Below are 24,072 nucleotides of genomic sequence, written 5' to 3'. Positions count from 1 at the left end.
GTTGCGCTATTTCTACGACACCGAATTCATCGACAACGGCCGCACCATCGAACTCATCTCGATCGGGGTGGTGGCCGAGGACGGTCGCGAGTATTACGCGATCTCAACCGAATTCGACCCGGACCGGGCCGGTAGCTGGGTCCGCAAGAACGTGCTGCCCAAGCTCCCGTCGCCGTCGTCGAAGCTGTGGCGTTCGCGCAGACAGATCCGCTCGGAGCTGGAGGACTTCTTCGATATCGACGGTGACGAGCCCATCGAGCTGTGGGCCTGGGTGGGCGCCTACGACCACGTCGTGCTGTGCCAGCTCTGGGGCCCGATGACCGACCTGCCGCCGGCCATGCCGCGCTTCACCAGGGAGCTGCGCCAACTCTGGGAGGACCGCGGTAACCCGCGGATGCCACCGCGGCCCACCGATTCGCACGACGCCCTGGTCGACGCACGGCACAACCTGCGCCGCTACCGGCTGATGGCCGCAGACGATCGGGACGGGGACTGGGCGGTACGGGCCTAGGGTTGGGGGCACCTCCGGCTTGGGGGAGAGCGCAGCGACTCGGGGAATCTGTGCTGAGCTGCGGGTATGGCCGGTCAAATCGGCCCGGCGGCGCGGTTACCATAGAGCGGTGAACTGGACCGTCGACGTACCCATCGACCAGCTACCGGATCTGCCGCCGCTGCCCGAGGACCTGCGCCACCGGCTCGACGCCGCCCTGGCCAAGCCCGCGCTGCAGCAGCCCAGCTGGGACGCCGGCCAGGCCAAGGCGATGCGGACGGTGCTGGAGAGCGTGCCGCCGATCACCGTCCCGAGCGAGATCGAGAGCCTCAAGGTGCAGCTGGCGGCCGTCGCCCGCGGTGAGGCCTTCCTGCTGCAGGGCGGTGACTGCGCGGAGACGTTCGTCGACAACACCGAACCGCACATCCGCGCCAACATCCGCACCCTGCTGCAGATGGCGGTGGTGCTGACCTATGGGGCCAGCCTGCCGGTGGTGAAGGTCGCCCGGATCGCCGGCCAGTACGCCAAGCCGCGGTCCTCCGACATCGACGCGCTGGGGCTGAAGTCCTATCGCGGCGACATGATCAACGGCTTCGCCCCGGACGCCGCGGTGCGCGATCACGACCCGTCCCGACTGGTACGGGCGTACGCGAATGCCAGCGCCGCGATGAACCTGGTGCGCGCGCTGACCTCGTCGGGCATGGCGTCGCTGCAGAAGGTGCACGACTGGAACCGTGAGTTCGTCCGCACCTCGCCGGCCGGGGCCCGGTACGAAGCGCTGGCCGGCGAGATCGACCGCGGACTGCGCTTCATGAGCGCCTGCGGTGTCGACGACCGCAACCTGCAGACCGCCGAGATCTTCGCCAGCCACGAGGCCCTGGTGCTCGACTACGAGCGGGCCCTGCTGCGGTTGTCCACCGAGTTCGACGAGCCGCGGCTGTACGACCTGTCCGCGCACTACGTGTGGATCGGGGAACGCACCCGGCAGCTGGACGGCGCGCACATCGCGTTCGTGGAGACCATCGCCAACCCGATCGGTATCAAGATCGGCCCCACCACCTCGCCCGAGCTGGCCGTCGAGTACGTCGAGAAGCTGGACCCGCGCAACGAGGCGGGCCGGCTCACCCTGGTCAGCCGGATGGGCAATCAGAAGGTCCGCGACGCGCTGCCGCCGATCATCGAGAAGGTGCAGGCCTCCGGGCATCACGTGATCTGGCAGTGCGACCCGATGCACGGCAACACCCACGAATCCTCCACCGGGTACAAGACCCGGCACTTCGACCGCATCGTCGACGAGGTGCAGGGCTTCTTCGAGGTGCACCACGCACTGGGCACCCACCCGGGCGGCATCCACGTGGAGATCACCGGTGAGAACGTCACCGAATGCCTCGGCGGCGCGCAGGACATCTCCGACGACGATCTGGCCGGCCGGTACGAGACGGCCTGCGATCCGCGGCTGAACACCCAGCAGTCGCTGGAGTTGGCGTTCCTGGTCGCTGAGATGCTGCGCGGCTAGCGCCGCTCGGATGTTCCGCGCCTGATCCGCGGGGGGCTAGTGCAACAACCCGGGCAGGTTGTTGCCCAGCGTCCACGCGCCGGCCGCGATCAACCCGGTCAGGGTGAGCAGCACCAGCACCCAGCACAGCAGGGTGCGCCTGGCCCGCTGCCGGGCCCAGTCGAACTCGTCGAAGTCGATGCCGGCGAATTGCTCTGGCACCGGCGAGTATTCGGGCTCCGTCTCCGGCTCGGCCAGTGCACCGTCGAGGTCCTCGACGAAGTCGGCCCCGTACTCGCGGGTGGGATTGGGCACCCGCTCGGTGCGCACCCGGCTGGTGAACAGGGTGGCCGCCCGGTGCTGCGCCGACTGCCGGGGCGCCGGCACCCGGAACGGCGGCAGCCCGAGCTCATCGATGGCGTCGCCCAGCGCGTCGGCCAGTTCACCGGCGTCGGCAAACCGTGCCGCCGGGTCACGGTCGGTGGCGCAGGCCACCAGATCGTCGAATTGCCGCGGCACCCCGGCGATCCCGGCGCTGGGGGGCGGCACATCGTGATCCATCCGCTGGTAGGCCACCGACAGCGCGGTGTCGCCGGTGAACGGCGTGCGCCCGGTGAGCAGTTCGTAGGCCAGCACGCCGACGGCGTAGACGTCGCTGCGCGGGGTGGCGTCCCCGGTACCGACCTGCTCGGGGGACAGGTACGCCGCGGTGCCCAGAATGACGCTGGTCGAGGTGATTCCGGCTTCGGCGACGGCACGCACCAGACCGAAATCGGCGATCTTGACCTCGCCGTCGTCGGAGATCAGGACGTTCTCCGGCTTGATGTCGCGGTGCACCAGCCCGGCGGCGTGCGCCACCGCCAGCCCGCTGCACAGCGGGGCGAGCACGGCGGCCACCGCGTGCGGCGGCATGGGACCACGCTCGTTGAGCAGCTCACGCAGCGTGCCGCCCTCGATCAGTTCCATCACCAGAAACGGTGCCGGCTCTCCCAACCCGCCGCCGCCCTGGTCGTACACGGCGACCAGGGCCGGATGCTTCAGCCGGGCCACCGCCTTGGCCTCGCGCTCGAACCGGGTCAGGAACTGCTGGTCCCCGGCGTAGCGGGAATCCATCACCTTCAGCGCGACGGGCCGGTCCAGCCGGATGTCGAGTCCGCGGTACACCGTGGACATGCCACCGGAGGCAATCGGCGCGTCCACCCGGTAGCGGCGGTCCAGCAGGGTGCCGACGAGCGGGTCCGCGCGCTGGTAGGTGTCCACCGAACACATGGTACGAGAGGTACTCGCAGCCTTAGACTCTGTGCGGTGAGCAGTATTCCGGCGGCCGACGACGTCTTGGACCCCGAAGAATCCGTGTATGACCTGGCCGCGGTGTCGGCCCTCCTCCGCATCCCGGTGACCAAGGTGCAGCAGCAGCTGCGCGACGGGCACCTGGTGGGTGTCCGGCGCAACGGGGCGGTGGTGGTGCCCAAGATCTTCTTCGACGACACCGGGCATGTCGTCAAACCGCTGCCCGGGCTGTTGGTGGTGTTGCAGGACGGCGGTTACCACCAGACCGAGATCGTGCGGTGGTTGTTCACTCCGGATCCGTCGCTGACGATCAGCCGGGACGGCAGCACCGAGCGGCAGACCAACGCCCGGCCGGTGGACGCCCTGCACTCACATCAGGCCCGCGAGGTCATCCGGCGGGCCCAGGCGATGGCTTATTGACGGCTCGGCCGTCGTGGCTTACTGAGGGCTCGGCCGTGGTGGCTTGTCGTCGGGAGTCTTCGCCAGCAGGTACCAGGCGGCCACCGCGCACGCGGTGGCCAGGCCCACGTGGATCCACGAATACATGCCGTGTGAGCCATCGGGTTTGAAGATCACCATGATCCACGTCGAGAAGCCGGCGATCAGGGCGATCGCGGCCCGCGACTGGGCCAGCGCCGACACCACCGCCAGCGGCCAGGTGTAGTACCAGGGCAGCGCGGCGGGCACGAACAGCACCACGACGAGCATCGCCAGGGTGATACCGGTGAGCGCCTCTCGGTCGTCGTGCCGGAAGCGCCACCACAGCAGCGGCAGGCTGATGGCGATCACCGCGACGCCGATGATCCGGGTGATGTCCAGCACGGCGTAGAAGTTCACCGTGGTGAACAGCCCGCCAACGGTGTTGATGACGTTGGCGATCGCGGTCGGGATGGTCAGCCAGTTGATGATCTTCACCGACCCGGCCAGTGCCGTCAGCCAGCCCAGCCCGACCCCGGCCAGCCAGGACAGCACCGCGAACACGGCCACGAAGATCGCCGCCGAGGCGGCCGTCGCCATGGCGAACGCCTTCACCGGACCGTGATGATGCCGCTCGCGCAGTTGCCGGGTCCAGACCCACACCATGAACGGCAACGCGATTCCCGCGGTGGCCTTCACCGCCACGGCGATCGCGATCAGGCTCACGCCCCACACCGGGCGGCCGCCGAATGTCAACGCGATGGCGGCCATCATCAGGCCCACCATCAGCATCTCGTTGTGCACCCCGCCCATCAGGTGGATGATCACCAGCGGATTGAGCACGCAGATCCACAGCGCCACCGCGCCGTTGGCGCCGACATGGCGCGCCACCCGGGGCGCCGCCCAGATCAGCAGGGCCAGGCCCGGCAGCATGCACAGCCGCAGCAGCATGGTGCCCTCGACCACGTGGTTGCCGACGATCATCGTGACGAACTTCGCCACCAGGATGAAGGCCGGCCCGTACGGTGCGGTGGTGGTGGTCCAGATGGGGGACACGTTGTCCAGCAACGAGTTCGGATTGTCGACGGGGCCGACGATGTACGGGTCGAAACCGTCGCGCAGCAGGGCACCCTGGGCCAGATACGAATAGGTGTCGCGGCTGAACACCGGCACGCTCAACAGCAGCGGCGTCAGCCAGAACGCCGTGGTGGCCAGCATCGTGTACTCCGACACCCCGGCCGCCCGGTCGATCACCCGCCGGCCCAGGCCCAGCCAGGCGATGAGCATCAGCGCGACGCCACCCCACAGCAGCACCGACGACAGCACCAAGCCGTGGCCGAACCGCAGCCAGGACAGATGCAGCGATTCCAGCAGCGGGTCGTGCAGCCGGGTACTGCCGGCGCCCAGACCGCCCGCGGTGATCATCACCGCGCCCAGAAAACCCAGCCGCGCCGGGCCGGCCTCGGGCGAGGCCGCGAACGCCACCAGTCGGGCCAGGTGCCGGCGCAGTACGCCGGCCGGGCCGCCGTGCGCCGGGATCGCCGTCGGGGTGGTCATGCTCCTAGGCGGACCGGTTGGAGGCCAGGCCGGCGAGTTCGGCCAGGCCGATCTTGGCGTGCGGGTCGATCGGTGCGGCGCCCAGCGCGTCGAGCGCCCGGCGGTTGAGGGTGTCGATGCGGTCCTCGACCGCGGCGAGCGCGCCGACCGCCTCGATGACCAGGCACAGTTCGCGCACCTGCGCGTCGGACAGCTCCGTGCCGATCGAGGTACGCAGCAGTTTGGCGGCCACCGGATCGGTTTTCTCGGCCAACTCGACGGCCTCGGCCAGCAGGACGGTCCGCTTGCCGGACCGCAGGTCGTCCCCGGACGGCTTGCCGGTGACCGCGGGATCGCCGAACACCCCGAGCACGTCGTCGCGCAGCTGGAAGGCCACCCCCAGATCGGTGCCCACCTGATGGAAGATGGCCTGCACGTCCGGGCGGTCGGCGGCGGCGGCGGCGCCCAGCTGCAGTGGCCGCGACACCGTGTACGAGGCGGTCTTGTAGGTGTTGACGGTCATCGCCGAGGCCACCGAGTCGGCCCCGCTGGATTCGGCCACGATGTCCAGGAACTGCCCGCCGAGCACTTCGGTGCGGATGTCCGACCACACCTTCTGCACCCGGGCGTGCGCCTGCACGGACAGGTCGGCGGTGGCGACGATATCGTCGGCCCACACCAGCGACAGGTCGCCGAGCAGGATGGCGGCGGACAGCCCGAACTGTTCGCTGGAGCCGTGCCAGTTCTTGCCCCGGTGCAGTTCGGTGAAATGCCGGTGCACGGTCGGCAGGCCGCGCCTGGTCGCCGACGCGTCGATGACGTCGTCGTGCACCAGCGCGCAGGCGTGCAGCAGTTCCAGCGCCGAGAACAGTCGCAGCGCCTTGGCGTCGTCGACGTCGGGGTTGCGGTCCTCGCCCGCCACCGCGCGCCAGCCCCAGTAGGCGAACAACGGTCTGATCCGTTTGCCGCCGCGCAGGACGAATTCTTCGAGTGCCGCGGTCAGTTCGGCGTATTCCGGGCCGATGTAGGCGCAGTCCTGCCGCCGCTGCGACAGATAGGTGCGTAACTGGCCCAGCACGGCGTCGACCAGTTGCACTGCTGATGGTGCCGCTGTATCCACGGTCAGCGGGCGCCCCTTTCTCCTGCCCCGAATTCGGCCCCGACGGCCACCAGCCTAAAGCGTAGGTAGCCGGTCAGGTCGCATCGCCCACCTTGGGTGACTGGTCGCGGGCCATCCAGGCGACCGCGCCGATGACGCCGGCCACGATGAACGATCCGATGGTGAGCCAGATGGCCGCGCCCGTGAAGGACCGGGCGCTCGGGTCGGTGTAGCGGGCCTGGGCGTTCATGGTGGTCACCACGCCCGGCTTGAGCTTCCACTCGACGACGTCGCTGGAGACCTGGTCGCCGTTGGTCGAGGTGACCTCACCGGGGAACGACACGCTCATCGAGACGTCGGCGTCGGGGTCGTTCAGCGTCGTCAGGTCGACCCGGCCCTCCAAGATCACCAGCTCCCCGGCGCGCCGCAGGGAGATGTCGACCCCGGCGGCATCGCGGTTCATATTGGCCAGCTGGGGCACCTCGGAGAAGGTGAGATCGGAGAACACGGCCTGCGAGCCGACGTAATCGCCGCGGTCGTACTCCGAGATGGCCACCTTGTTGCTGAACGGAAGCGTGTTGAGTAGCTGCGGACCCTTGTCGTCGGCATTGCGGGCCTTGGCCGCGGCCACGATCTGCCCGGACACCCGGTCGTCGGGGGAGACCGTGATCGAGGTGCGCACCCGCACGCAGCCGACGGCCAGCGGCGTGAGGATCAGCAGCAGCAGGACCAGGGCTCGGAGGCGGCGCGGCACCCGGTCATCGTGCCAGATCGGGACCGTCGAGCGGCAGTGACCGGCCCAGGATCGCGAACGCACGGGGATCCCCGGCGAAGTGGTAGTCACGGATGACATCGGTGAACCCGAGGCGACGGTAGAGCCGCCACGCCCGGTTGGCCTCGCCGTTGATCTCGGGCGTGGACAGCAGCACGTGGGTTTCGGCCCGGCCCGACAGCAGCCGCCGGACCAGGGCTTCGCCGAGCCCGCGGCCCTGGGCGCGGGGGTGGATGTGCAGCTCGGTGAGCTCGAAATAGCTCGACATCAGGGCGGCGACGTGGGCCTGGTCGGTGCCGATGCGGCGCAGTCCCTGCACCACCTGTTGCTGCCACCACTGGTCGGGTGCACCGCAGTAGCCGTAGGCGATGCCGACGAGGTCACCGTCGGCGGCGCCGACAGTTCCACCTGGGTCGGCGGTGTCGATCACCGCGACACCCTTCCACCCGGGACGGCGGCTGTGCTCCAGCCACATCGAGGCGCGCTGGCCCTCGGTGCCGCGGGGATAGCGCATGGCGTCGACGTACACCGAGAGCGCCTCGTTCAGCCGCCGCTGCATCGCGGCAGGCGACAGATCCACCAGATACGTCGCCAACGGGTGCCCTTCGGGATGTGCGTACGTTCGGACCCCTTCATTATCGGATGTGGTCCCGCTGCGCCGGGCAGGAGGGGTTTCGTGGCAGACGTCATACAGCGGACGTCGCACAATCGTGGGCCAAGTAGGTGGTACGGGTCAGATCGACCTCGTATCATGGTTATTAAGCGTCCGTACTTGCGGACGTAAGACTTCGACGACACGGCCGCGGCTGCAACGACGCTGCATCGATCCTGAGGAGGGACGGATGCCACTCTCCGATCATGAGCAGCGCATGCTCGACCAGATCGAGAGTGCGCTGTATGCCGAAGACCCCAAGTTCGCTTCCAGCGTCCGGGGTGGCACGTTGCGCGCTCCGTCGACCCGTCGTCGCCTGCAGGGCGCGGCGCTGTTCGTGATCGGCCTGGCCCTGCTGGTTTCGGGTGTGGCGTTCAAGGCCACCATGATCGGCAGCTTCCCGGTCCTCTCGGTGATCGGCTTCGTCGTGATGTTCGGCGGCGTCGTGTTCGCGGTCACCGGACCGCGGGTGGCCGGCCCCGTCGACAAGTCCGCTCCGTCCGGTGGCTCGGCCCGCGGCAAGCGCGGCAAGAGCGGCGGCGGCTCGTTCACCACTCGGATGGAGGACCGCTTCCGGCGTCGTTTCGACGAGTGACACCCGTCCGGCTCAGGGGCAGTTCCGCAAGGAACTGCCCCTTTTTTGTCGTGCGTGTCGGTCGGGGTAGGGCGAGCCGTGTTCTGGCGCCCCACTTTCCCCCACCTCGCCGTCATCTGCACTGATTCGGGCTGACCTGCGCCTTTCTGGCGCTTTCTGCCGGCTCAGCGGTTCCGTCGTGCCCGTCGTGCGGCCGTTCGGCGGGGAATGGTGGGGCGCGCCACCAATTTGGTGGTAGCAAATGGCGCTTGGTGGGGGATTGTGGGGTAAAGTGGCTGACAACGGAGCGGCCGGGGCTCCGGAGTAAGCGGGAGGTGGCGAGATGTTTCTCGGCACCTACACGCCCAAACTCGACGACAAGGGGCGACTGACGTTGCCCGCCAAATTCCGCGACGCACTGGCAGGAGGGTTGATGGTCACCAAGAGTCAGGACCGCAGCCTGGCTGTCTATCCACGCGCCGCCTTCGAATCGATGATCGTCGAGTTGGACGAAAAGGCCCGGCGGGGCAGCCCGCAGGAACGCGCCTACGTCCGCAACCTGGCAGCCGGCACCGATGAACAACACCCCGACGCTCAGGGCCGGATCACCCTGTCCGCCGAACACCGGCGCTACGCCAACCTCTCCCGGGAGTGCGTGGTGACCGGTTCGATTCGCTTCCTGGAGATCTGGGACGCGCAAGCGTGGCAGGAATACCAGGACGCCCACGAAGAGACTTTCTCCGCGGCCAGCGATGACACTCTTCGCGACATTCTCTGATCACGATGCCCGTGCAGCGTGGCCTCTGCCCGAACCGGCCCTGGCGTACTTCCCCGACGCCAGGTCCACTTCGGTCAGAGACCTCGCTGCAGGGGCGCGGCATCATCACCACGGGGGAGTCGCCTTGTCCGAGTACGGCCACGTCCCGGTCCTGATCGACCGCTGCGTCGAACTTCTGGCGCCGGCCCTCACCCGCCGGTACGCCGACGGCACCGGCGCCGTCCTGGTGGATGCCACGCTGGGTGCGGGCGGACACTCCGAACGCTTCCTCACCGAATTCCCCGGCCTGCGGGTGGTGGGACTGGACCGTGATCCGAACGCGCTGGCGATCGCCACCGCGCGGCTCGCCCCGTTCGGCGACCGGATGACGTTCGTGCGCACCCGCTACGACGGTTACTGGGCCGACCGCGCCGAAACCACGGTGGACGCCGTGCTTTTCGACCTGGGCGTGTCCTCCATGCAACTCGACCGCGCCGACCGCGGCTTCTCCTACGCCCAGGACGCCCCGCTGGACATGCGGATGGATCCCGACTCGGCCCTGACCGCGGCCGAGATCCTCAACACCTATGACGAGAAGGCATTGGCCCGCGTCCTGCGTGAGTACGGCGAGGAGAAATTCGCCGGCCGCATCGCGGGCCGTATCGTGCGGCGCCGGGAGCGGGCCCCCCTGCGTACCACAGGGGAACTCGTCGAACTGCTCTACGAGGCCATCCCGGCGGCCACCCGCCGCACCGGCGGCCACCCGGCCAAGCGTACGTTCCAGGCTCTGCGGGTCGCCGTCAACGCCGAACTCGACTCACTCGGTGCCGCGATACCGGCCGCCTTGGACGCGTTGGCCGGTGGCGGCCGGATCGCCGTGATGGCCTACCAGTCGCTGGAGGACCGCATCGTCAAGCGGCTGTTCGCCGCGGCGACGACCTCCCGGACACCACCGGGGCTGCCGGTCGAACTGCCGGGCTACGAGGCCGAATTCGTCGCGCTGACCCGCGGGGCCGAGCAGGCCGACGCCGCCGAGATCGAACGAAACCCACGCAGCGCATCGGTGCGACTGCGCGCTTTGGAGAAAAAGCCAGAGAAAAAGGTTGCCGGAAAGGATGACTCATGAAGGTCAAGCGATCCGCACCGGCGCCCGGCGCCGATGGGCGCCGGCGTGGCAACCCCGAGAAGAAGGTCCAGGGCGGCAAACGGCAGCCCGAGCCCGCCGCCCGTCGCCGCAGCCCGCGCCGGCCGGCGGCCGAACCGCGCACGCACCGGCCACAGCGGTCGGCACCGCAGACCAGCCCGATCCCACGCAGCGCGCCCGCGCCGACCATGGCCAAGAGCGCCAAGCAGGCCAAGGCCCGCGCCAAGGCGCGGAAGGCCAAGGCGCCCAGGGTTATTCGGCCCCCCCTGCGCGAGCGGCTGCTCACCCGACTGGCCTCGATCGAGCTGAGCCCGCGCGCCATGGTGGCGCGGGTGCCGTTCGTGGTGCTGGTGATCGGCGCGCTGGGCGTCGGTCTCGGCATGACGCTGTGGCTGTCCACCGACGCCGCCGAGCGGTCGTATCAGCTGGGGCATGCCCGTGAGCTGAACCAGGCGCTGCTGCAACAGAAGGAAGCACTCGAGCGCGACGTGCTGGAGGCCCAGGCCGCCCCGGCGCTGGCGGAGGCCGCGCGCAACCTCGGCATGATCCCGTCCCGGGACACCGCGCACCTGGTCCAGGATCCGACCGGCAACTGGATGGTGGTCGGTACGCCCAAACCGGCCGAGGGGGTTCCGCCGCCGCCGCTGAACACCCCGCTGCCCGACGACAATCCGGCGCCGGCAGCTGCCAACCCGGTGGCCGCCCCGGCGGCGCAGAACCCGTCCGCCGTGCCCGCCCCGCCCGGACCCCGGGTGGTGGACCCGCGGGAGGTGGTGGTCCGGGTGCCCGCACCCGCCGCGACCCTGGCGCCCACGGCCCCGCTGGCAGCCGTTCCGCCGGCGACGGTGCCCGCACTGCCCGTCGCGCCGGAGGCGCTGGCTCCTGCGCCCCCCGCGGCTCCGGTACTGCCCGCGGCGCCCATCGCCCCGGAGGCGGTGCCGCCGGCGGCGCCGATCGACGGTGCACCGCACCTGCCGGCACCGCTTCCCGCGCAGCCGGGCCCGGTCGGCGGCGTCGAACAAGCCGCCCCCGTGGTCCCGTTGGGCGCCCCGGCATGATCGGCAGGAAGAAGAAGCCCGCCGCCCAGCCCGCCAAGCGGCGCACGCCCGCCGGCCAGGAACACTCGGCCACCGAGCGCCGGGTCCGCCAGCCGCTCGCGGGCGGTAACGACGTCGGTTCGCGCAGTTCGTCGTTCGTCTTCCGGCACCGCATCGGCAATGTCGTCATCTTCCTGGTACTGGTGGTGGCCGCGGCCCAGCTGTTCAACCTGCAGATCTCCAACGCCGCCGGCCTGCGCGCCGAGGCACTCGGGCAGCTGAAGGTCACCGACGTGCAGAAGGCCGTGCGCGGCAGCATCATCGACCGCAACTTCGACAAGCTGGCCTTCACCATCGAAGCCCGGGCCCTGACCTTCCAGCCGGTCCGGGTACGCAAGCAACTGGAAGAGGCCAAGGCCACCGACCCCGAGGCGCCGGACCCGGACCAACGGCTGCGCGCCATCGCCACCGAGGTGGCCACCCGGCTCAACAACAAGCCCGACGCGGCCACGTTGTTGAGGAAGCTGTCCGGTAAGGACTCGTTCGTCTACCTGGCGCGCGCCGTGGACCCGGCCGTCGCCGACGCCATCACCACCAAGTTCCGCGAGGTGGGCACCGAACGGCAGGACATCCGCCAGTACCCGGGCGGCTCGCTGGCGGCCAATATCGTCGGCGGTATCGATTGGGACGGGCACGGTCTGCTCGGCCTGGAGGATTCCTACGACGCCAAGCTGGCCGGCACCGACGGGTCGGTCACCTACGACCGCGGATCCGACGGGGTGATGATCCCGGGCAGCATGCGCAACAAGCACGATGCGGTCAACGGCTCGACCGTGCAGCTCACGCTCGACGACGACATCCAGTTCTACGTCCAACAGCAGGTCCAGATGGCCAAGGAAGCCTCCGGCGCCAACAACGTGTCGGCTGTCGTCCTGGATGCGAAAACCGGTGAGGTTCTGGCGATGTCGAACGACAACACGTTCGACCCGAGCCAGGACCTCGGGCGCCAGGGCAGCCGCCAGATGGGCAATCCGTCGGTGTCCTCGCCGTTCGAGCCGGGATCGGTCAACAAGATCATCACCGCGTCCACTGCGATCGAGCTCGGGCTGACCAATCCCGATGAGGTGCTGCAGGTTCCGGGATCGATCGACATGGGTGGGGTCACCGTGCGCGACGCCTGGGCGCACGGCGTCATGCCGTACACCACCACCGGCGTGTTCGGAAAGTCCTCCAACGTCGGCACGCTGATGCTGGCGCAGCGGGTCGGGCCCGAGCGCTTCTACGACATGCTCGGCAAGTTCGGTCTCGGCCAGCGCACCAACGTCGGCCTGCCGGGGGAGAGCTCGGGTCTGGTCCCGCCCATCGACCAGTGGTCGGGCAGCTCGTTTGCGAACTTGCCCATCGGCCAGGGCCTTTCGATGACCCTGCTGCAGATGACCGGCATGTACCAGGCGATCGCCAATGACGGGGTGCGCATCCCGCCGCGGATCATCAAGTCCGTGATCGCCGCCGACGGCAGCCGCGCCGACGAGCCGCGCCCGGAAGGGATCCGGGTGGTCTCCGCGCAGACCGCGCAGACCGTGCGCAACATGTTGCGTGCCGTGGTGCAGAAGGACCCGCGCGGCATCCAGCAGGGCACCGGTTCGGCTGCGGCCGTCGAGGGGTATCAGATCGCCGGTAAGACCGGCACCGCTCAGCAGATCAACCCGGCGTGCGGCTGCTACTACGACGACCACTACTGGATCACCTTCGCCGGCATGGCGCCGTCGGACGATCCGCGCTACGTCGTCGGCATCATGGCCGACAACCCGCACCGCACGGCCGACGGCCAACCCGGTAACACGATGGCGCCGCTGTTCCATCACATCGCCGCGTGGCTGCTGCAGCGGGAGAACGTGCCGCTGTCGCCGGATCCCGGACCGCCGCTGATCCTGCAGGCCGATTGAGCGCGGCTCACGCCTACCGCCGGTGATGAACCCGACCGGTACTGTGGCAAGGCCATGAAACTGCGTCCCTCGCATCCCACCGGCGAACTGCTCGCAACGCTGGCCGCGCATATCGGCGCCGGCGGCGCGCACGCCGCAGGAACCCGGGTCACCGGTGTCACCCTGAGCAGCCAGGACGTCGTGCCGGGTGACCTGTTCGCCGCCCTGCCCGGGTCCCGGGTGCACGGCGCCCGGCATGCCGCCGACGCGATCGCCGCCGGCGCGGTGGCCATCCTCACCGATCCGGCCGGACTGGCCCTGCTGCCGGCCGGTCACGCCGCCGACGTGCTGGTGCATCCGCACCCGCGCGGCGTGCTCGGCGAGGTGGCCGCCGCCGTGTACGGCGATCCGACGCGCAAGCTGCGCGTCGTCGGGATCACCGGCACCTCCGGCAAGACCACCACCACATTCCTGGTGGAGGCCGGGCTGCGTGCCGCCGGCCGGGTGGCCGGGCTCATCGGCACCGTCGGTATCCGGATCGACGGGCGGGATCAGCCGAGCAGCCTCACCACGCCGGAAGCGCCCGACTTGCAGGCGCTGTTCGCCCTCATGGTCGAGCAGGGGGTGGACACCGTCGTGATGGAGGTCTCCAGCCATGCGCTGGCCCAGGGCCGGGTGGACGGCGTGGCGTTCGAGGTGGGCGGTTTCACCAACCTGTCCCGTGACCACCTGGACTTCCACCCGACCATGGCCGACTACCTGAACGCCAAGGCCCGCTTGTTCGAGCCGAATTCACCCACCCACGCCGCGCACGCCGTGGTGTGCGTCGACGACGAGTGGGGACGGGAGATCGCGGCCCGTTCGGTGGACCCGGTGCGGGTCGCCACCACCGGTGTCGAGGCCGATTGGCGCATCGAGGAGGTGCAGTCGGTCGGCCAGGGCGCGCAGGAATTCGTCGCCGTCGACCCCGCCGGCGTGCACCACCGGCTGCGCATCGGGCTGCCCGGCCGCTACAACGTGGCCAATGCCTTGTTGGCGCTGGCGCTGCTGGACGCCGTCGGGGTGTCCCCGGAACAGGGCGGCCCCGGCCTGCGCGCCGCCGCGGTGCCGGGCCGGATGCAGGCCATCGACCGCGGCCAGGATTTCCTGGCGCTGGTGGACTACGCCCACAAGCCGGGCGCGCTGGAAGCGGTGCTGCAGACGCTGCGGCCGCAAACCGGGGGCCGGCTGGCGGTAGTGTTCGGCGCCGGCGGCAACCGTGACCCCGGCAAGCGCGAACCGATGGGACGGGTGGCCGCCGAACTGGCCGACCTGGTCGTCGTCACCGACGACAATCCGCGCGACGAGGATCCGGCCGCCATCCGGTCCGCCGTGCTGGTCGGGACGGTCGGGCTGCCCGCCGAGGTGGTGGAGATCGGTGACCGGCGCGCCGCCATCGAGCACGCGGTGGGCTGGGCCCGCCCCGGCGACATCGTGCTGATCGCGGGCAAGGGGCATGAGTCTGGACAGACGAGCGCGGGGCACACCCGTCCGTTCGACGACCGCGAGGAGTTGGCGGCCGCGCTGGAGAAGCTGAGGCAGGACGCATGATCGCGCTGACCGTGGCGCAGATCGCCGACATCGTCGGCGGTGAACTGTCCGGCATCAGCCGCGCCGATGCCGAGCGCACCCGGGTCACCGGGACCGTCGAGTTCGATTCCCGGGCGGTGGCCGACGGCGGGCTGTTCCTGGCGCTGCCGGGCGCGCGGACCGACGGTCACGATTTCGCGGCCGCGGCGGTGGCCGCCGGGGCGGTCGCGGTGCTCGCCGCGCGGCCGGTCGGGGTGCCGGCCATCGTGGCCCCGCCCCTGCAGACCGTGGACGCCACGGACGCCGCCTCCGGGGCGCTGGAACACGACACCGACGGGTCGGGCGCGGCGGTGCTGGCCGCGCTGGCCCGGCTGGCCGCCGCGGTGGCCGCCGAGCTGACCGCCGGCAAGCTGCGGATCATCGGGGTGACCGGGTCGTCGGGCAAGACCTCGACCAAGGATCTGCTCGCCGCGGTGCTGGCGCCGCTGGGGCAGGTGATCGCCCCGCCGGGATCGTTCAACAACGAGTTGGGGCACCCGTGGACGGTGCTGCGAGCCACCAGCGACACCGACTTCCTCATCCTGGAGATGTCGGCGCGTCATCCCGGCAACATCGCCGCCCTGGCCGCCATCGCGCCGCCGTCGATCGGGGTGGTGCTCAACGTGGGCACCGCGCACCTGGGCGAGTTCGGCTCACGCGAGGTCATCGCGGCGACGAAATCCGAACTGCCGCAATCAGTTCCGGCCTCGGGCGTGGTGGTCCTGAACGCCGACGATCCCGCCGTGGCGGCGATGGCCGACGTGACCGCCGCACGGGTGGTCCGGGTGTCGCGGGCCGCCGGCGCCGACGTCTGGGCCGGCCCGGTGACCCTGGACGAGGTGGCCAGGCCGCGGTTCACCCTGCACGCCGGTGCCGGCGAGGTCGGCCAGGAAGTCGACGTCGCGCTCGCCGTGCACGGCGAACACCAGGTGTCCAACGCCCTGGCCGCGGCGGCGGTGGCGATCGAATGCGGCGCCACGCTGGCCCAGGTGGTCGACGCGCTGGCCGGCGCCGCCCCGGTGTCGGCGCGGCGGATGCAGGTGAGCACCCGGGCCGACGGCGTCACGGTGATCAACGACGCCTACAACGCCAACCCCGACTCGATGGCGGCCGGGCTCAAGGCGCTGGCCTGGATGGCGCGTTCCGGCGGGCAGGAGCGCAGCGACTCGGGGAATGGTTCCGGCGGGCAGGGCAGGCGCCGGAGCTGGGCGGTGCTCGGCGAGATGGCCGAGCTGGGCGAGGACGCGATAACCGAACACGATCGCATCGGCCGGTTGGCGGTGCGCTTAGATGTCTCTCGACTGATAGTCGTCGGAACCGGGAGATCGATGAGCGCCATGCATCAAGGGGCGGTGATGGAGGGGTCGTGGGGCAGTGAGTCCGTGCTGGTCCCCGACGCCGACGCCGCGCTGGAGTTGCTGCGCGCCGAGCTGGAAGACGGTGACGTGGTGCTGGTGAAGGCCTCCAACTCCGCGGGGCTGGGCGCACTCGCCGACGCTCTGGCCGCCGATGGGCCGGGGATACCTCCCGCTCGCGAGGGACAGCGCAGCGACACGGGTACCAGGCCCCGAGCATGAAACAGATCCTGATCGCGGTCGCCATCGCCCTCGCGGTGTCGATCATGCTGACCCCCGCGCTGATCCGGTTGTTCACCCGGCAGGGGTTCGGCCACGAGATCCGTGAGGACGGTCCGCCCAGCCACCACAAGAAGCGCGGCACACCGTCGATGGGCGGTGTCGCCATCGTCGCGGGCATCTGGGCCGGTTATCTGGGCACCCACCTGGTGGGACTGGCCTTCGGTGGCGAGGGGCCGTCGGCGTCCGGCCTGCTGGTGCTGGGCCTGGCCACCGCACTGGGCGTGGTGGGCTTCATCGACGACCTGATCAAGATCCGCCGCGCCCGCAACCTGGGCCTGAACAAGACCGCCAAGACGGTGGGCCAGCTGGGGGCGGCCATCCTGTTCGGCGCGCTGGTGCTGCAGTTCCGCAACGGTGACGGGCTGACACCGGGCAGCGCCGGGTTGTCCTACGTCCGTGAGATCGCGACCGTGACCCTGGCACCGCTGGTGTTCGTGGTGTTCGTCGTGGTGATCGTCAGCGCCTGGTCGAACGCGGTGAACTTCACCGACGGGCTGGACGGGCTGGCGGCGGGCGCCATGGCGATGGTCAGTGCCGCCTACGTGTTGATCACCTTCTGGCAGTACCGCAACGCCTGCGCGACCAGTCCCGGGCTCGGCTGCTACAACGTGCGCGATCCGCTGGATCTGGCGCTGGTGGCGGCCGCCACCGCCGGTGCGTGTGTCGGGTTCCTGTGGTGGAACGCCGCTCCGGCGAAGATCTTCATGGGCGACACCGGTTCGCTGGCGCTGGGCGGCATCATCGCGGGGCTGTCGGTGACCAGCCGCACCGAGATGCTGGCCGTGGTGCTGGGCGCGTTGTTCGTGGCCGAGGTCACCTCGGTGGTCGTGCAGATCCTGGCGTTCCGCACGACGGGCCGCCGGGTGTTCCGGATGGCGCCGTTCCACCACCATTTCGAGCTGGTGGGCTGGGCGGAGACCACGGTGATCATCCGATTCTGGCTGCTCACCGCGATCTCGTGCGGGTTGGGTGTGGCGCTGTTCTACGGCGAATGGCTCAGCGCCGTCGGCGCGTAGGCGCCGCGCTCGGGCTGCCGTCGGCGCGTAGGCGCCGCGCTCGGGCTGCCGTCGGCGCGTAGGCGCCGCGCGGGTCAATTGGCGGTTGGGCGTTTGCTGCCCGATCGTTATCGCGACACGCCACCGATGTCCCCGTCCGGCGGGGCGGCCCGGGGGAAGATCCTGGGGTGCAGGGGACTAGTGGGGCGGGTGTGACGCCTGTGACTGTTGTGAATTGCCGGAGGGCGGCTTGCTGACCGCGGTGCGGTCACGGCTGCGGCGTTCCAGCAAAGCCGGCGAGAGCCCGAGCCCGGAGCCGGCCGACACCGCGAAAGCAACGCCCGTCAAGGGTGAGCCACGCACCAGGTTCGGGATGTGGCTGGGCCGGCCGATGACGTCGTTCCACCTGATCATCGCCGTCACCGGGCTGCTCATCACCCTCGGCCTGACGATGGTGCTGTCCGCCTCCGGCGTGCACTCCTACGACGAGGGTGGTTCACCGTGGACCATCTTCGGCAAGCAGGTGCTGTGGACCTGCGTCGGCCTGGTGGCCTTCTACATCGCCTTGCGGATGCGGGTGGCCTTGATGCGCCGGCTGGCCCTGCCGGCCTTCGCCTTCACCGTCGTGCTGATCGCGCTGGTGCTGGTGCCGGGCATCGGCACTTACTCCAACGGTTCGCGCGGCTGGTTCGTCGTTGCCGGCTTCTCCATGCAGCCCTCGGAACTGTGCAAGATCGCCTTCGCCATCTGGGGTGCGCATCTGCTGGCGGCGCGGCGTATGGAGCAGGCCTCGCTGCGCGAGATGCTCGTCCCGCTGGTGCCCGCCGCGCTGCTGGCCGCCACCCTCATCGTGCTGCAGCCCGACCTCGGGCAGACGGTGTCACTGGCGATCATCCTGCTCGGTCTGCTCTGGTACGCCGGCCTGCCGCTGCGGGTCTTCGTCAGCTCACTGGCCGCGGCCGTGGTCGCCGCCGCCGTACTCGCCATGTCCCGCGGTTACCGGTCCGACCGGGTGCAGTCCTGGCTGAACCCGGGTGCCGACGCGATGGGGTCGGGCTACCAGTCCCGGCAGGCCCGCTATGCGCTGGCCAACGGCGGTGTGTTCGGTGACGGTCTCGGGCAGGGCACGGCCAAGTGGAACTATCTGCCGAACGCGCACAACGACTTCATCTTCGCCATCATCGGCGAGGAACTCGGCTACATCGGCGCCGCCGGGTTGCTGTGCCTGTTCGGGCTGTTCGCCTACACCGGAATGCGGATCGCCCGCCGGTCGGCGGATCCCTTCCTGCGACTGCTGACCGCGACCGTGACGCTGTGGGTGCTGGGGCAGGCATTCATCAACGTCGGCTACGTGATCGGCTTGCTGCCGGTCACCGGCCTGCAGTTGCCGCTCATCTCGGCCGGTGGGACATCAACGGCGACAACACTTTTCATTCTCGGCGTGATCACCAACGCGGCGCGGCACGAACCCGAGGCGGTGGCCGCGTTGCGGGCCGGCCGCGACGACCGGGTCAACCGGCTGCTGCGCCTGCCACTGCCCGAACCGTACGTGCCGCCCCGCATCGACATCGCCAGGGACCGGATGCGCGCCAAGGCGGACAAGCCGGCCCGTAAACCGCAGAAGGCCGCGCCCAAGGCGCCGGCCAGGGCGGCCATCGGCTCCGGACGCAAAACCGACCATCCGGCCGATCGATCGGGACGGCGCGCAGGGCATCATGGAGGCGGCCAGCGCTCCGGCCAGTCGGCCAAGGCCGGCCGTGCCGGCGCCGGTGGACAACGTCAGCAGGGCCGGCGGGCCCGCGCATTGGAAGGTCAGCGTTACGGGTGAGCAGTTCGGGGATATCGGTCGTTCTCGCCGGAGGCGGGACGGCGGGGCACGTGGAACCCGCAATGGCCGTCGCCGATGCCCTGACCGAACTGGAACCGGACGTCCGGATCACCGCGCTGGGCACCGCGCGCGGACTGGAGACGCGGCTGGTTCCCGAGCGCGGCTATGACCTGCGGTTGATCACCCCGGTGCCGTTGCCGCGTAAACCGTCGGGAGACCTGGTCCGGTTGCCGTGGCGGGTGCGCACCGCCATCCGGCAGACCAGGGCGGTCTTCGACGAGACGGCCGCCGATGTCGTCATCGGGTTCGGTGGTTATGTCGCGCTGCCGGCGTACCTGGCCGCTCGGCCCGGACTGCGCCGGCACCGGGTGCCGGTGGTGATCCACGAGGCCAACGCCAGGGCCGGGCTGGCCAATCGGGTCGGCGCCCACTCGGCCCGACGGGTGCTCTCGGCGGTACCCGATCCCGGCCTGCGCCATGTCGAGGTGGTCGGGGTGCCGGTGCGGGCCAGCATCACCGCGCTGGACCGCGCCGCGCTGCGGGCGCAGGCCCGCGCCGCCTTCGGCTTCGACGACGATGCGGTGGTGCTGTTGGTGTTCGGAGGGTCGCAGGGGGCCCAGTCGATCAACCGCGCCGTCGTCTCAGCGGCCAAAGAACTTGTCGGCAAGGGTGTTTCGGTGCTGCACGCACACGGCCCGAAGAACACCGTCGAGCTGCCCGAGCTGAGCGGGGCCGGCCGGTACGTCGCCGTGCCGTACCTGGACCGGATGGACCTGGCCTATGCCGCCGCAGACCTGGCGATCTGCCGGTCCGGTGCGATGACGGTGGCCGAGGTCACCGCGGTCGGGTTGCCGGCCGTCTACGTCCCCCTGCCCATCGGCAACGGCGAGCAGCGCCTCAACGTGCTGCCGGTGGTGTCGGCCGGTGGCGGCCTGCTCGTCGACGACGCCGACCTGTCCGGCGGATTCATCGCCGAGCGGGTCGTCCCCCTGCTCACCGACGCCGAGCGGCTGGGCCGGATGACGGCCGCCGCGGCGCTGGCCGGGCATCGCGATGCCGCCCGAAGCGTGGCCGAGGTGGCGCTGGAGGTGGCCCGGCAGGGCCGTGCCGGCCGGAAGGCCGTGCGATGAAAGGTCTTCCGCCCGAGTTGGCCCGGGTGCACATGGTCGGCATCGGGGGCGCCGGCATGTCCGGGATCGCCAGAATCCTGCTGGACCGCGGCGGCCAGGTGTCGGGGTCGGATGCCAAAGAATCCAGGGGTGTCGCGGCCTTGCGCGCCCGGGGCGCCGAGATCCGGATCGGCCACGACGCGGCGGCGCTGGACATGCTCGAGGGCGGGCCCACCGCGGTGGTGACCACGCATGCGGCCATCCCGAAAACCAATCCCGAACTGGTCGAGGCCCGCCGTCGGGGGATCCCGGTCATCCTGCGGCCGGTGGTGCTGGCCAAGCTGATGGCGGGGGACACGACGCTGATGGTCACCGGGACGGCCGGCAAGACCACCACCACGTCGATGCTCATCGTCGCGTTGCAGCACAGCGGATTCGACCCGTCGTTCGCGGTCGGGGGTGACCTGGGCGCGGCGGGCACCAACGCTCATCACGGCAGCGGCCCCTTCTTCGTCGCCGAGGCCGACGAGAGCGACGGCTCGCTGGTCGAGTACCGGCCGGATATCGCGGTGGTGACCAACATCGAGGCCGACCACCTGGATTTCTTCGGCAGCGAACAGGCCTATGTCGACGTGTTCGACGCGTTCATGGAGCGCCTGCAACCGGGCGGCGCCGTCGTGGTCTGCGTCGACGATCCGGGTGCGGCGGCCTTCGCCGAACGCACTGCGGCGCTGGGTATCCGGGTGTTGCGCTACGGCAGCCGGGTCGACGGGGCGCAGCGGCCGGCGCTGGCCGGCGAAATGCTGGACTGGGAACAGCACGGCACCACGGCGGTGGCCACCGTGCAGTTGGCGGGGGAGACCAACCCACGCACCATGCGCCTTGCCGTGCCGGGACGGCATATGGCGCTCAACGCACTGGCGGCGCTGTTGGCGGCGATCGAAGCCGGCGCGCAACCGGATGTCGTGCTCGAAGCCCTGGCCGGGTTCGAGGGGGTGCGGCGGCGCTTCGAACTGGTCGGGACGGCGGCCGGGGTCCGGGTTTTCGACGATTACGCCCACCACCCGACGAAGGTGGCGGCCGCGCTGTCGGCGGTGTGCACCCTGGCCCGGGAATCGAAGGGCCGTGCCATCGTGGTGTTCCAGCCCCACCTGTATTCGCGGACACAGACTTTCGCGCGTGAGTTCGGTACCGCGCTGAGCGCCGCCGACGAGGTGATCGTCTTGGACGTGTACGCCGCACGCGAGCAGCCGATCGCGGGGGTCAGTGGACGCAGCATCGTCGAGCATGTCAGCTCGCCGGTGCACTACGTGCCGGACTTCTCGGCGGTCGCCGACCGGGTGGCGCAGGTGGCCGCACCCGGTGATGTGGTGGTCACCATGGGTGCCGGTGACGTCACGCTCCTGGGGCGCGAGATTCTCGAGGCGTTGCAGCGCAGGCCGGTGTGGTGATGTCCGAGCCGGAACACGAGATCGATACCGCCGAGCCCGCGGCCGGTCAGCCGGGCGCCGCCCCGGATGATCCGCAGACCACCGAAAAGGCCGAGGCCGCAACGGACTCGGCGCAGGATTCGCCGCAGGATTTCGAGGGCCCGCGGCGGCGGGCCCGACGGGAGCGGGAGGAGCGCCGGGCGGCGCAGGCCCGCGCCATGGCGATCGAACAGGCGCGCCGGGAGGCCAAACGCAAGGTCGACGGCCGGGCCGAGCCGCAACGGCCGGCGCCGGCCCGCCGGGTCATCCGGGGTCTGAAGCTGCTGATGTGGACGGCGTTGCTGTCGGTGGTCGTGGTGGGGTTGGGCCTGGTGCTGTACTTCACACCCGTCATGTCGGTGCGGGCGACGGTCATCACCGGACTGAGCGTGCTGACCGAAGATGAGGTCAGCGCTGCGGCGGCTGTTCCGACGGGCACCCCGCTGCTTCAGGTGGACACCGATGCGGTGGCCGAACGGGTGGCCACGCTGCGCCGGGTGGCCAGCGCGCGGGTGCAGCGTGAGTACCCGTCGACCCTGCGCATCACCGTGGTGGAACGGGTACCGCTGGTGGTCAAGGACTTTCCGGACGGGCCGCACCTCTATGACAAGGACGGCGTCGATTTCTTCACCGGCCCGCCGCCGCCCGGACTGGCCTACCTGGACACCGACACCCCCGGCCCGAAGGATCCCGCCACCAAGGCGGCGCTGCAGGTGCTCACCTCGCTGCCGCCGGAGGTGGCCGGACAGGTCAGCCGGATCGCCGCACCGTCGGTCGCGTCGATCACCCTGACCCTGATCGACGGCCGGACGGTGGTGTGGGGCACCAACGATCGCACCCAGGAGAAGGCCCTCAAGCTCGCCGCGCTGCTCACCCAGCCGGGCCGCACGTACGACGTGTCCAGCCCGGACCTGCCGACGGTGAAATAAAACCCGAGCGACACCCCGGCGCGCCTGACGCGCGATACGGCGTCGTCGCCCTACCGTTCTGTTTGCGCGGAACTACTTGACATAACTTTAAACCTATGGTTGAGGTTGAGGGTTTTTCGCACAGGACCCACGGACATTCTGGGAGGAAGGCAACCGATGACCCCCCCGCATAACTACCTCGCCGTCATCAAGGTGGTCGGCATCGGCGGCGGCGGCGTCAATGCCGTCAACCGGATGATCGAGCACGGCCTCAAAGGCGTGGAGTTCATCGCCATCAACACCGACGCGCAGGCGCTGCTGATGAGCGATGCGGACGTCAAGCTCGACGTCGGCCGCGACTCCACCCGTGGTCTGGGTGCCGGTGCGGACCCGGAGGTGGGCCGCAAGGCCGCCGAGGACGCCAAGGACGATATCGAGGAACTGCTGCGCGGCGCCGACATGGTGTTCGTCACCGCCGGTGAGGGTGGCGGTACCGGCACCGGCGGCGCGCCGGTCGTCGCATCCATCGCCCGCAAGCTCGGCGCGCTGACCGTCGGCGTGGTCACCCGGCCGTTCTCCTTCGAGGGCAAGCGTCGCTCCAACCAGGCCGAATCCGGAATCCAGTCGCTGCGCGAAAGCTGCGACACCCTGATCGTCATCCCCAACGACCGGCTGCTGCAGATGGGCGACGCCGCCGTCTCGCTGATGGACGCCTTCCGCAGTGCCGACGAGGTGCTGCTCAACGGCGTGCAGGGCATCACCGACCTGATCACCACCCCCGGCCTGATCAACGTCGACTTCGCCGACGTCAAGGGCGTGATGAGCGGCGCGGGCACCGCGCTGATGGGCATCGGGTCGGCCCGCGGTGACGGCCGCGCGCTCAAGGCCGCCGAGATCGCCATCAACTCGCCGCTGCTGGAAGCCTCGATGGAGGGCGCGCAGGGCGTGCTGCTGTCGGTGGCCGGTGGCAGCGACCTGGGCCTGTTCGAGATCAACGAGGCCGCCTCGCTGGTGCAGGAGGCCGCCCACGCCGACGCCAACATCATCTTCGGCACCGTCATCGACGACTCGCTGGGCGACGAGGTGCGCGTCACCGTCATCGCCGCGGGCTTCGACAGCGTCACCCCGAGCCGCAAGCCGGTGACCGGTGGCGCGCAGACCATTGCGTCCGGTGCGGCGGGCAACGTCCGGTCCTCGGTGTTCGAACCGGCCGACGCGGTCAGTGTGCCCGCCGGGCACACCAACGGCGCCACCGTCCGAATCGGCGGTCCGGATGACGGCGGCATCTCTGATGACGACGTCGACGTGCCGCCCTTCATGCGCCACTAGA

General features: G+C 70.2%; 21 protein-coding genes. 16 read left to right on the top strand and 5 right to left on the bottom strand.

Going from position 1 to position 24,072, the window contains the following annotated elements; genetic code table 11:
* Position 1 precedes the first annotated feature (1 nt).
* Entirely contained in the window at positions 2-511 is a 510-nt protein-coding gene (locus tag AWB94_RS31240) for a polyadenylate-specific 3'-exoribonuclease AS (RefSeq protein WP_062654647.1), read from the top strand.
* Between the two features lie 109 nt (positions 512-620).
* Entirely contained in the window at positions 621-2,006 is a 1,386-nt protein-coding gene (locus AWB94_RS31235; protein WP_062654648.1) for a class II 3-deoxy-7-phosphoheptulonate synthase, read from the top strand.
* 36 nt (positions 2,007-2,042) lie between these two features.
* Here AWB94_RS31235 and AWB94_RS31230 read toward each other — a convergent pair whose 3' ends face one another.
* The gene (locus tag AWB94_RS31230; protein WP_062654649.1) at positions 2,043-3,254 is read right to left on the bottom strand and encodes a protein kinase domain-containing protein; all 1,212 of its coding nucleotides are present in this window, start codon (positions 3,252-3,254) and stop codon (positions 2,043-2,045) included.
* Positions 3,255-3,290: 36 nt separating this feature from the next.
* Between AWB94_RS31230 and AWB94_RS31225 the strand changes: the two genes are divergently transcribed.
* On the top strand, positions 3,291-3,695 hold the full coding sequence (locus AWB94_RS31225; protein WP_062654650.1) for an Rv2175c family DNA-binding protein: 405 nt from the start codon (positions 3,291-3,293) through the stop codon (positions 3,693-3,695).
* Between the two features lie 18 nt (positions 3,696-3,713).
* Here AWB94_RS31225 and AWB94_RS31220 read toward each other — a convergent pair whose 3' ends face one another.
* From AWB94_RS31220 to AWB94_RS31205, 4 genes are all read right to left on the bottom strand, one after another.
* The gene (locus AWB94_RS31220; protein ID WP_062654651.1) at positions 3,714-5,249 is read right to left on the bottom strand and encodes an alpha-(1->6)-mannopyranosyltransferase A; all 1,536 of its coding nucleotides are present in this window, start codon (positions 5,247-5,249) and stop codon (positions 3,714-3,716) included.
* A gap of 4 nt (positions 5,250-5,253) precedes the next feature.
* Entirely contained in the window at positions 5,254-6,348 is a 1,095-nt protein-coding gene (idsA2, locus tag AWB94_RS31215) for a bifunctional (2E,6E)-farnesyl/geranyl diphosphate synthase (RefSeq protein ID WP_062654652.1), read from the bottom strand.
* A 73-nt stretch (positions 6,349-6,421) separates the two neighbouring features.
* Positions 6,422-7,081: an LppM family (lipo)protein gene (locus AWB94_RS31210; RefSeq protein ID WP_165605257.1), complete on the bottom strand. Its 660-nt coding sequence runs from the start codon at positions 7,079-7,081 to the stop codon at positions 6,422-6,424.
* A gap of 4 nt (positions 7,082-7,085) precedes the next feature.
* Positions 7,086-7,694, bottom strand: a complete 609-nt coding sequence (locus tag AWB94_RS31205) for a GNAT family N-acetyltransferase (RefSeq protein WP_062654653.1) — start codon at positions 7,692-7,694, stop codon at positions 7,086-7,088.
* Between the two features lie 247 nt (positions 7,695-7,941).
* On the opposite strand from AWB94_RS31205, the gene AWB94_RS31200 reads away from it, so the two are divergent.
* The 13 genes from AWB94_RS31200 to ftsZ all read left to right on the top strand — a co-directional run bounded on the left by AWB94_RS31200 (position 7,942) and on the right by ftsZ (position 24,071).
* Positions 7,942-8,346 (top strand): SCO2097 family morphological protein, encoded by a 405-nt coding sequence (locus AWB94_RS31200; RefSeq protein ID WP_062654654.1) that lies wholly within the window; start codon positions 7,942-7,944, stop codon positions 8,344-8,346.
* Between the two features lie 322 nt (positions 8,347-8,668).
* Entirely contained in the window at positions 8,669-9,103 is a 435-nt protein-coding gene (locus AWB94_RS31195) for a division/cell wall cluster transcriptional repressor MraZ (RefSeq protein ID WP_062654655.1), read from the top strand.
* Positions 9,078-10,208: a 16S rRNA (cytosine(1402)-N(4))-methyltransferase RsmH gene (gene rsmH, locus AWB94_RS31190; RefSeq protein ID WP_084394913.1), complete on the top strand. Its 1,131-nt coding sequence runs from the start codon at positions 9,078-9,080 to the stop codon at positions 10,206-10,208. The genes AWB94_RS31195 and rsmH overlap by 26 nt, the downstream gene beginning before the upstream one ends.
* On the top strand, positions 10,205-11,284 hold the full coding sequence (gene ftsL / locus AWB94_RS31185) for a cell division protein FtsL (protein ID WP_062654657.1): 1,080 nt from the start codon (positions 10,205-10,207) through the stop codon (positions 11,282-11,284). Before rsmH ends, ftsL begins: the two co-directional genes overlap by 4 nt.
* Complete coding sequence (locus AWB94_RS31180) at positions 11,281-13,209, top strand: peptidoglycan D,D-transpeptidase FtsI family protein (protein WP_062654658.1); 1,929 nt, start codon at positions 11,281-11,283, stop codon at positions 13,207-13,209. Before ftsL ends, AWB94_RS31180 begins: the two co-directional genes overlap by 4 nt.
* Before the next feature lie 54 nt (positions 13,210-13,263).
* Positions 13,264-14,778: a UDP-N-acetylmuramoyl-L-alanyl-D-glutamate--2,6-diaminopimelate ligase gene (locus AWB94_RS31175; protein WP_062654659.1), complete on the top strand. Its 1,515-nt coding sequence runs from the start codon at positions 13,264-13,266 to the stop codon at positions 14,776-14,778.
* A complete protein-coding gene (locus AWB94_RS31170; protein WP_062654660.1) occupies positions 14,775-16,373 on the top strand; it encodes a UDP-N-acetylmuramoyl-tripeptide--D-alanyl-D-alanine ligase in 1,599 nt (532 codons plus the stop codon). The genes AWB94_RS31175 and AWB94_RS31170 overlap by 4 nt, the downstream gene beginning before the upstream one ends.
* The gene (gene mraY, locus AWB94_RS31165) at positions 16,370-17,449 is read left to right on the top strand and encodes a phospho-N-acetylmuramoyl-pentapeptide-transferase (protein WP_062654661.1); all 1,080 of its coding nucleotides are present in this window, start codon (positions 16,370-16,372) and stop codon (positions 17,447-17,449) included. Before AWB94_RS31170 ends, mraY begins: the two co-directional genes overlap by 4 nt.
* Before the next feature lie 232 nt (positions 17,450-17,681).
* The gene (gene ftsW / locus AWB94_RS31160; RefSeq protein WP_062654710.1) at positions 17,682-19,256 is read left to right on the top strand and encodes a putative lipid II flippase FtsW; all 1,575 of its coding nucleotides are present in this window, start codon (positions 17,682-17,684) and stop codon (positions 19,254-19,256) included.
* Positions 19,232-20,386, top strand: coding sequence for an undecaprenyldiphospho-muramoylpentapeptide beta-N-acetylglucosaminyltransferase (gene murG / locus AWB94_RS31155; RefSeq protein ID WP_062654662.1), 1,155 nt, complete (start codon positions 19,232-19,234; stop codon positions 20,384-20,386). The genes ftsW and murG overlap by 25 nt, the downstream gene beginning before the upstream one ends.
* Positions 20,383-21,816 carry a UDP-N-acetylmuramate--L-alanine ligase gene (murC, locus tag AWB94_RS31150; RefSeq protein ID WP_062654663.1) on the top strand — a complete coding sequence of 478 codons (1,434 nt, stop codon included), beginning with the start codon at positions 20,383-20,385 and terminating at the stop codon, positions 21,814-21,816. The genes murG and murC overlap by 4 nt, the downstream gene beginning before the upstream one ends.
* Positions 21,816-22,763 carry a cell division protein FtsQ/DivIB gene (locus AWB94_RS31145; RefSeq protein WP_062654711.1) on the top strand — a complete coding sequence of 316 codons (948 nt, stop codon included), beginning with the start codon at positions 21,816-21,818 and terminating at the stop codon, positions 22,761-22,763. Before murC ends, AWB94_RS31145 begins: the two co-directional genes overlap by 1 nt.
* Positions 22,764-22,919: 156 nt before the next feature.
* The gene (ftsZ, locus tag AWB94_RS31140) at positions 22,920-24,071 is read left to right on the top strand and encodes a cell division protein FtsZ (RefSeq protein WP_062654664.1); all 1,152 of its coding nucleotides are present in this window, start codon (positions 22,920-22,922) and stop codon (positions 24,069-24,071) included.
* Position 24,072 lies beyond the last annotated feature (1 nt).

Source organism: Mycolicibacterium canariasense, from assembly GCF_002101555.1.
GTDB classification, from domain to species: domain Bacteria; phylum Actinomycetota; class Actinomycetes; order Mycobacteriales; family Mycobacteriaceae; genus Mycobacterium; species Mycobacterium canariasense.
The sequence above is the reverse complement of the archived record's forward strand: the minus strand, read 5'-3'. Positions and strand labels throughout refer to the sequence as shown.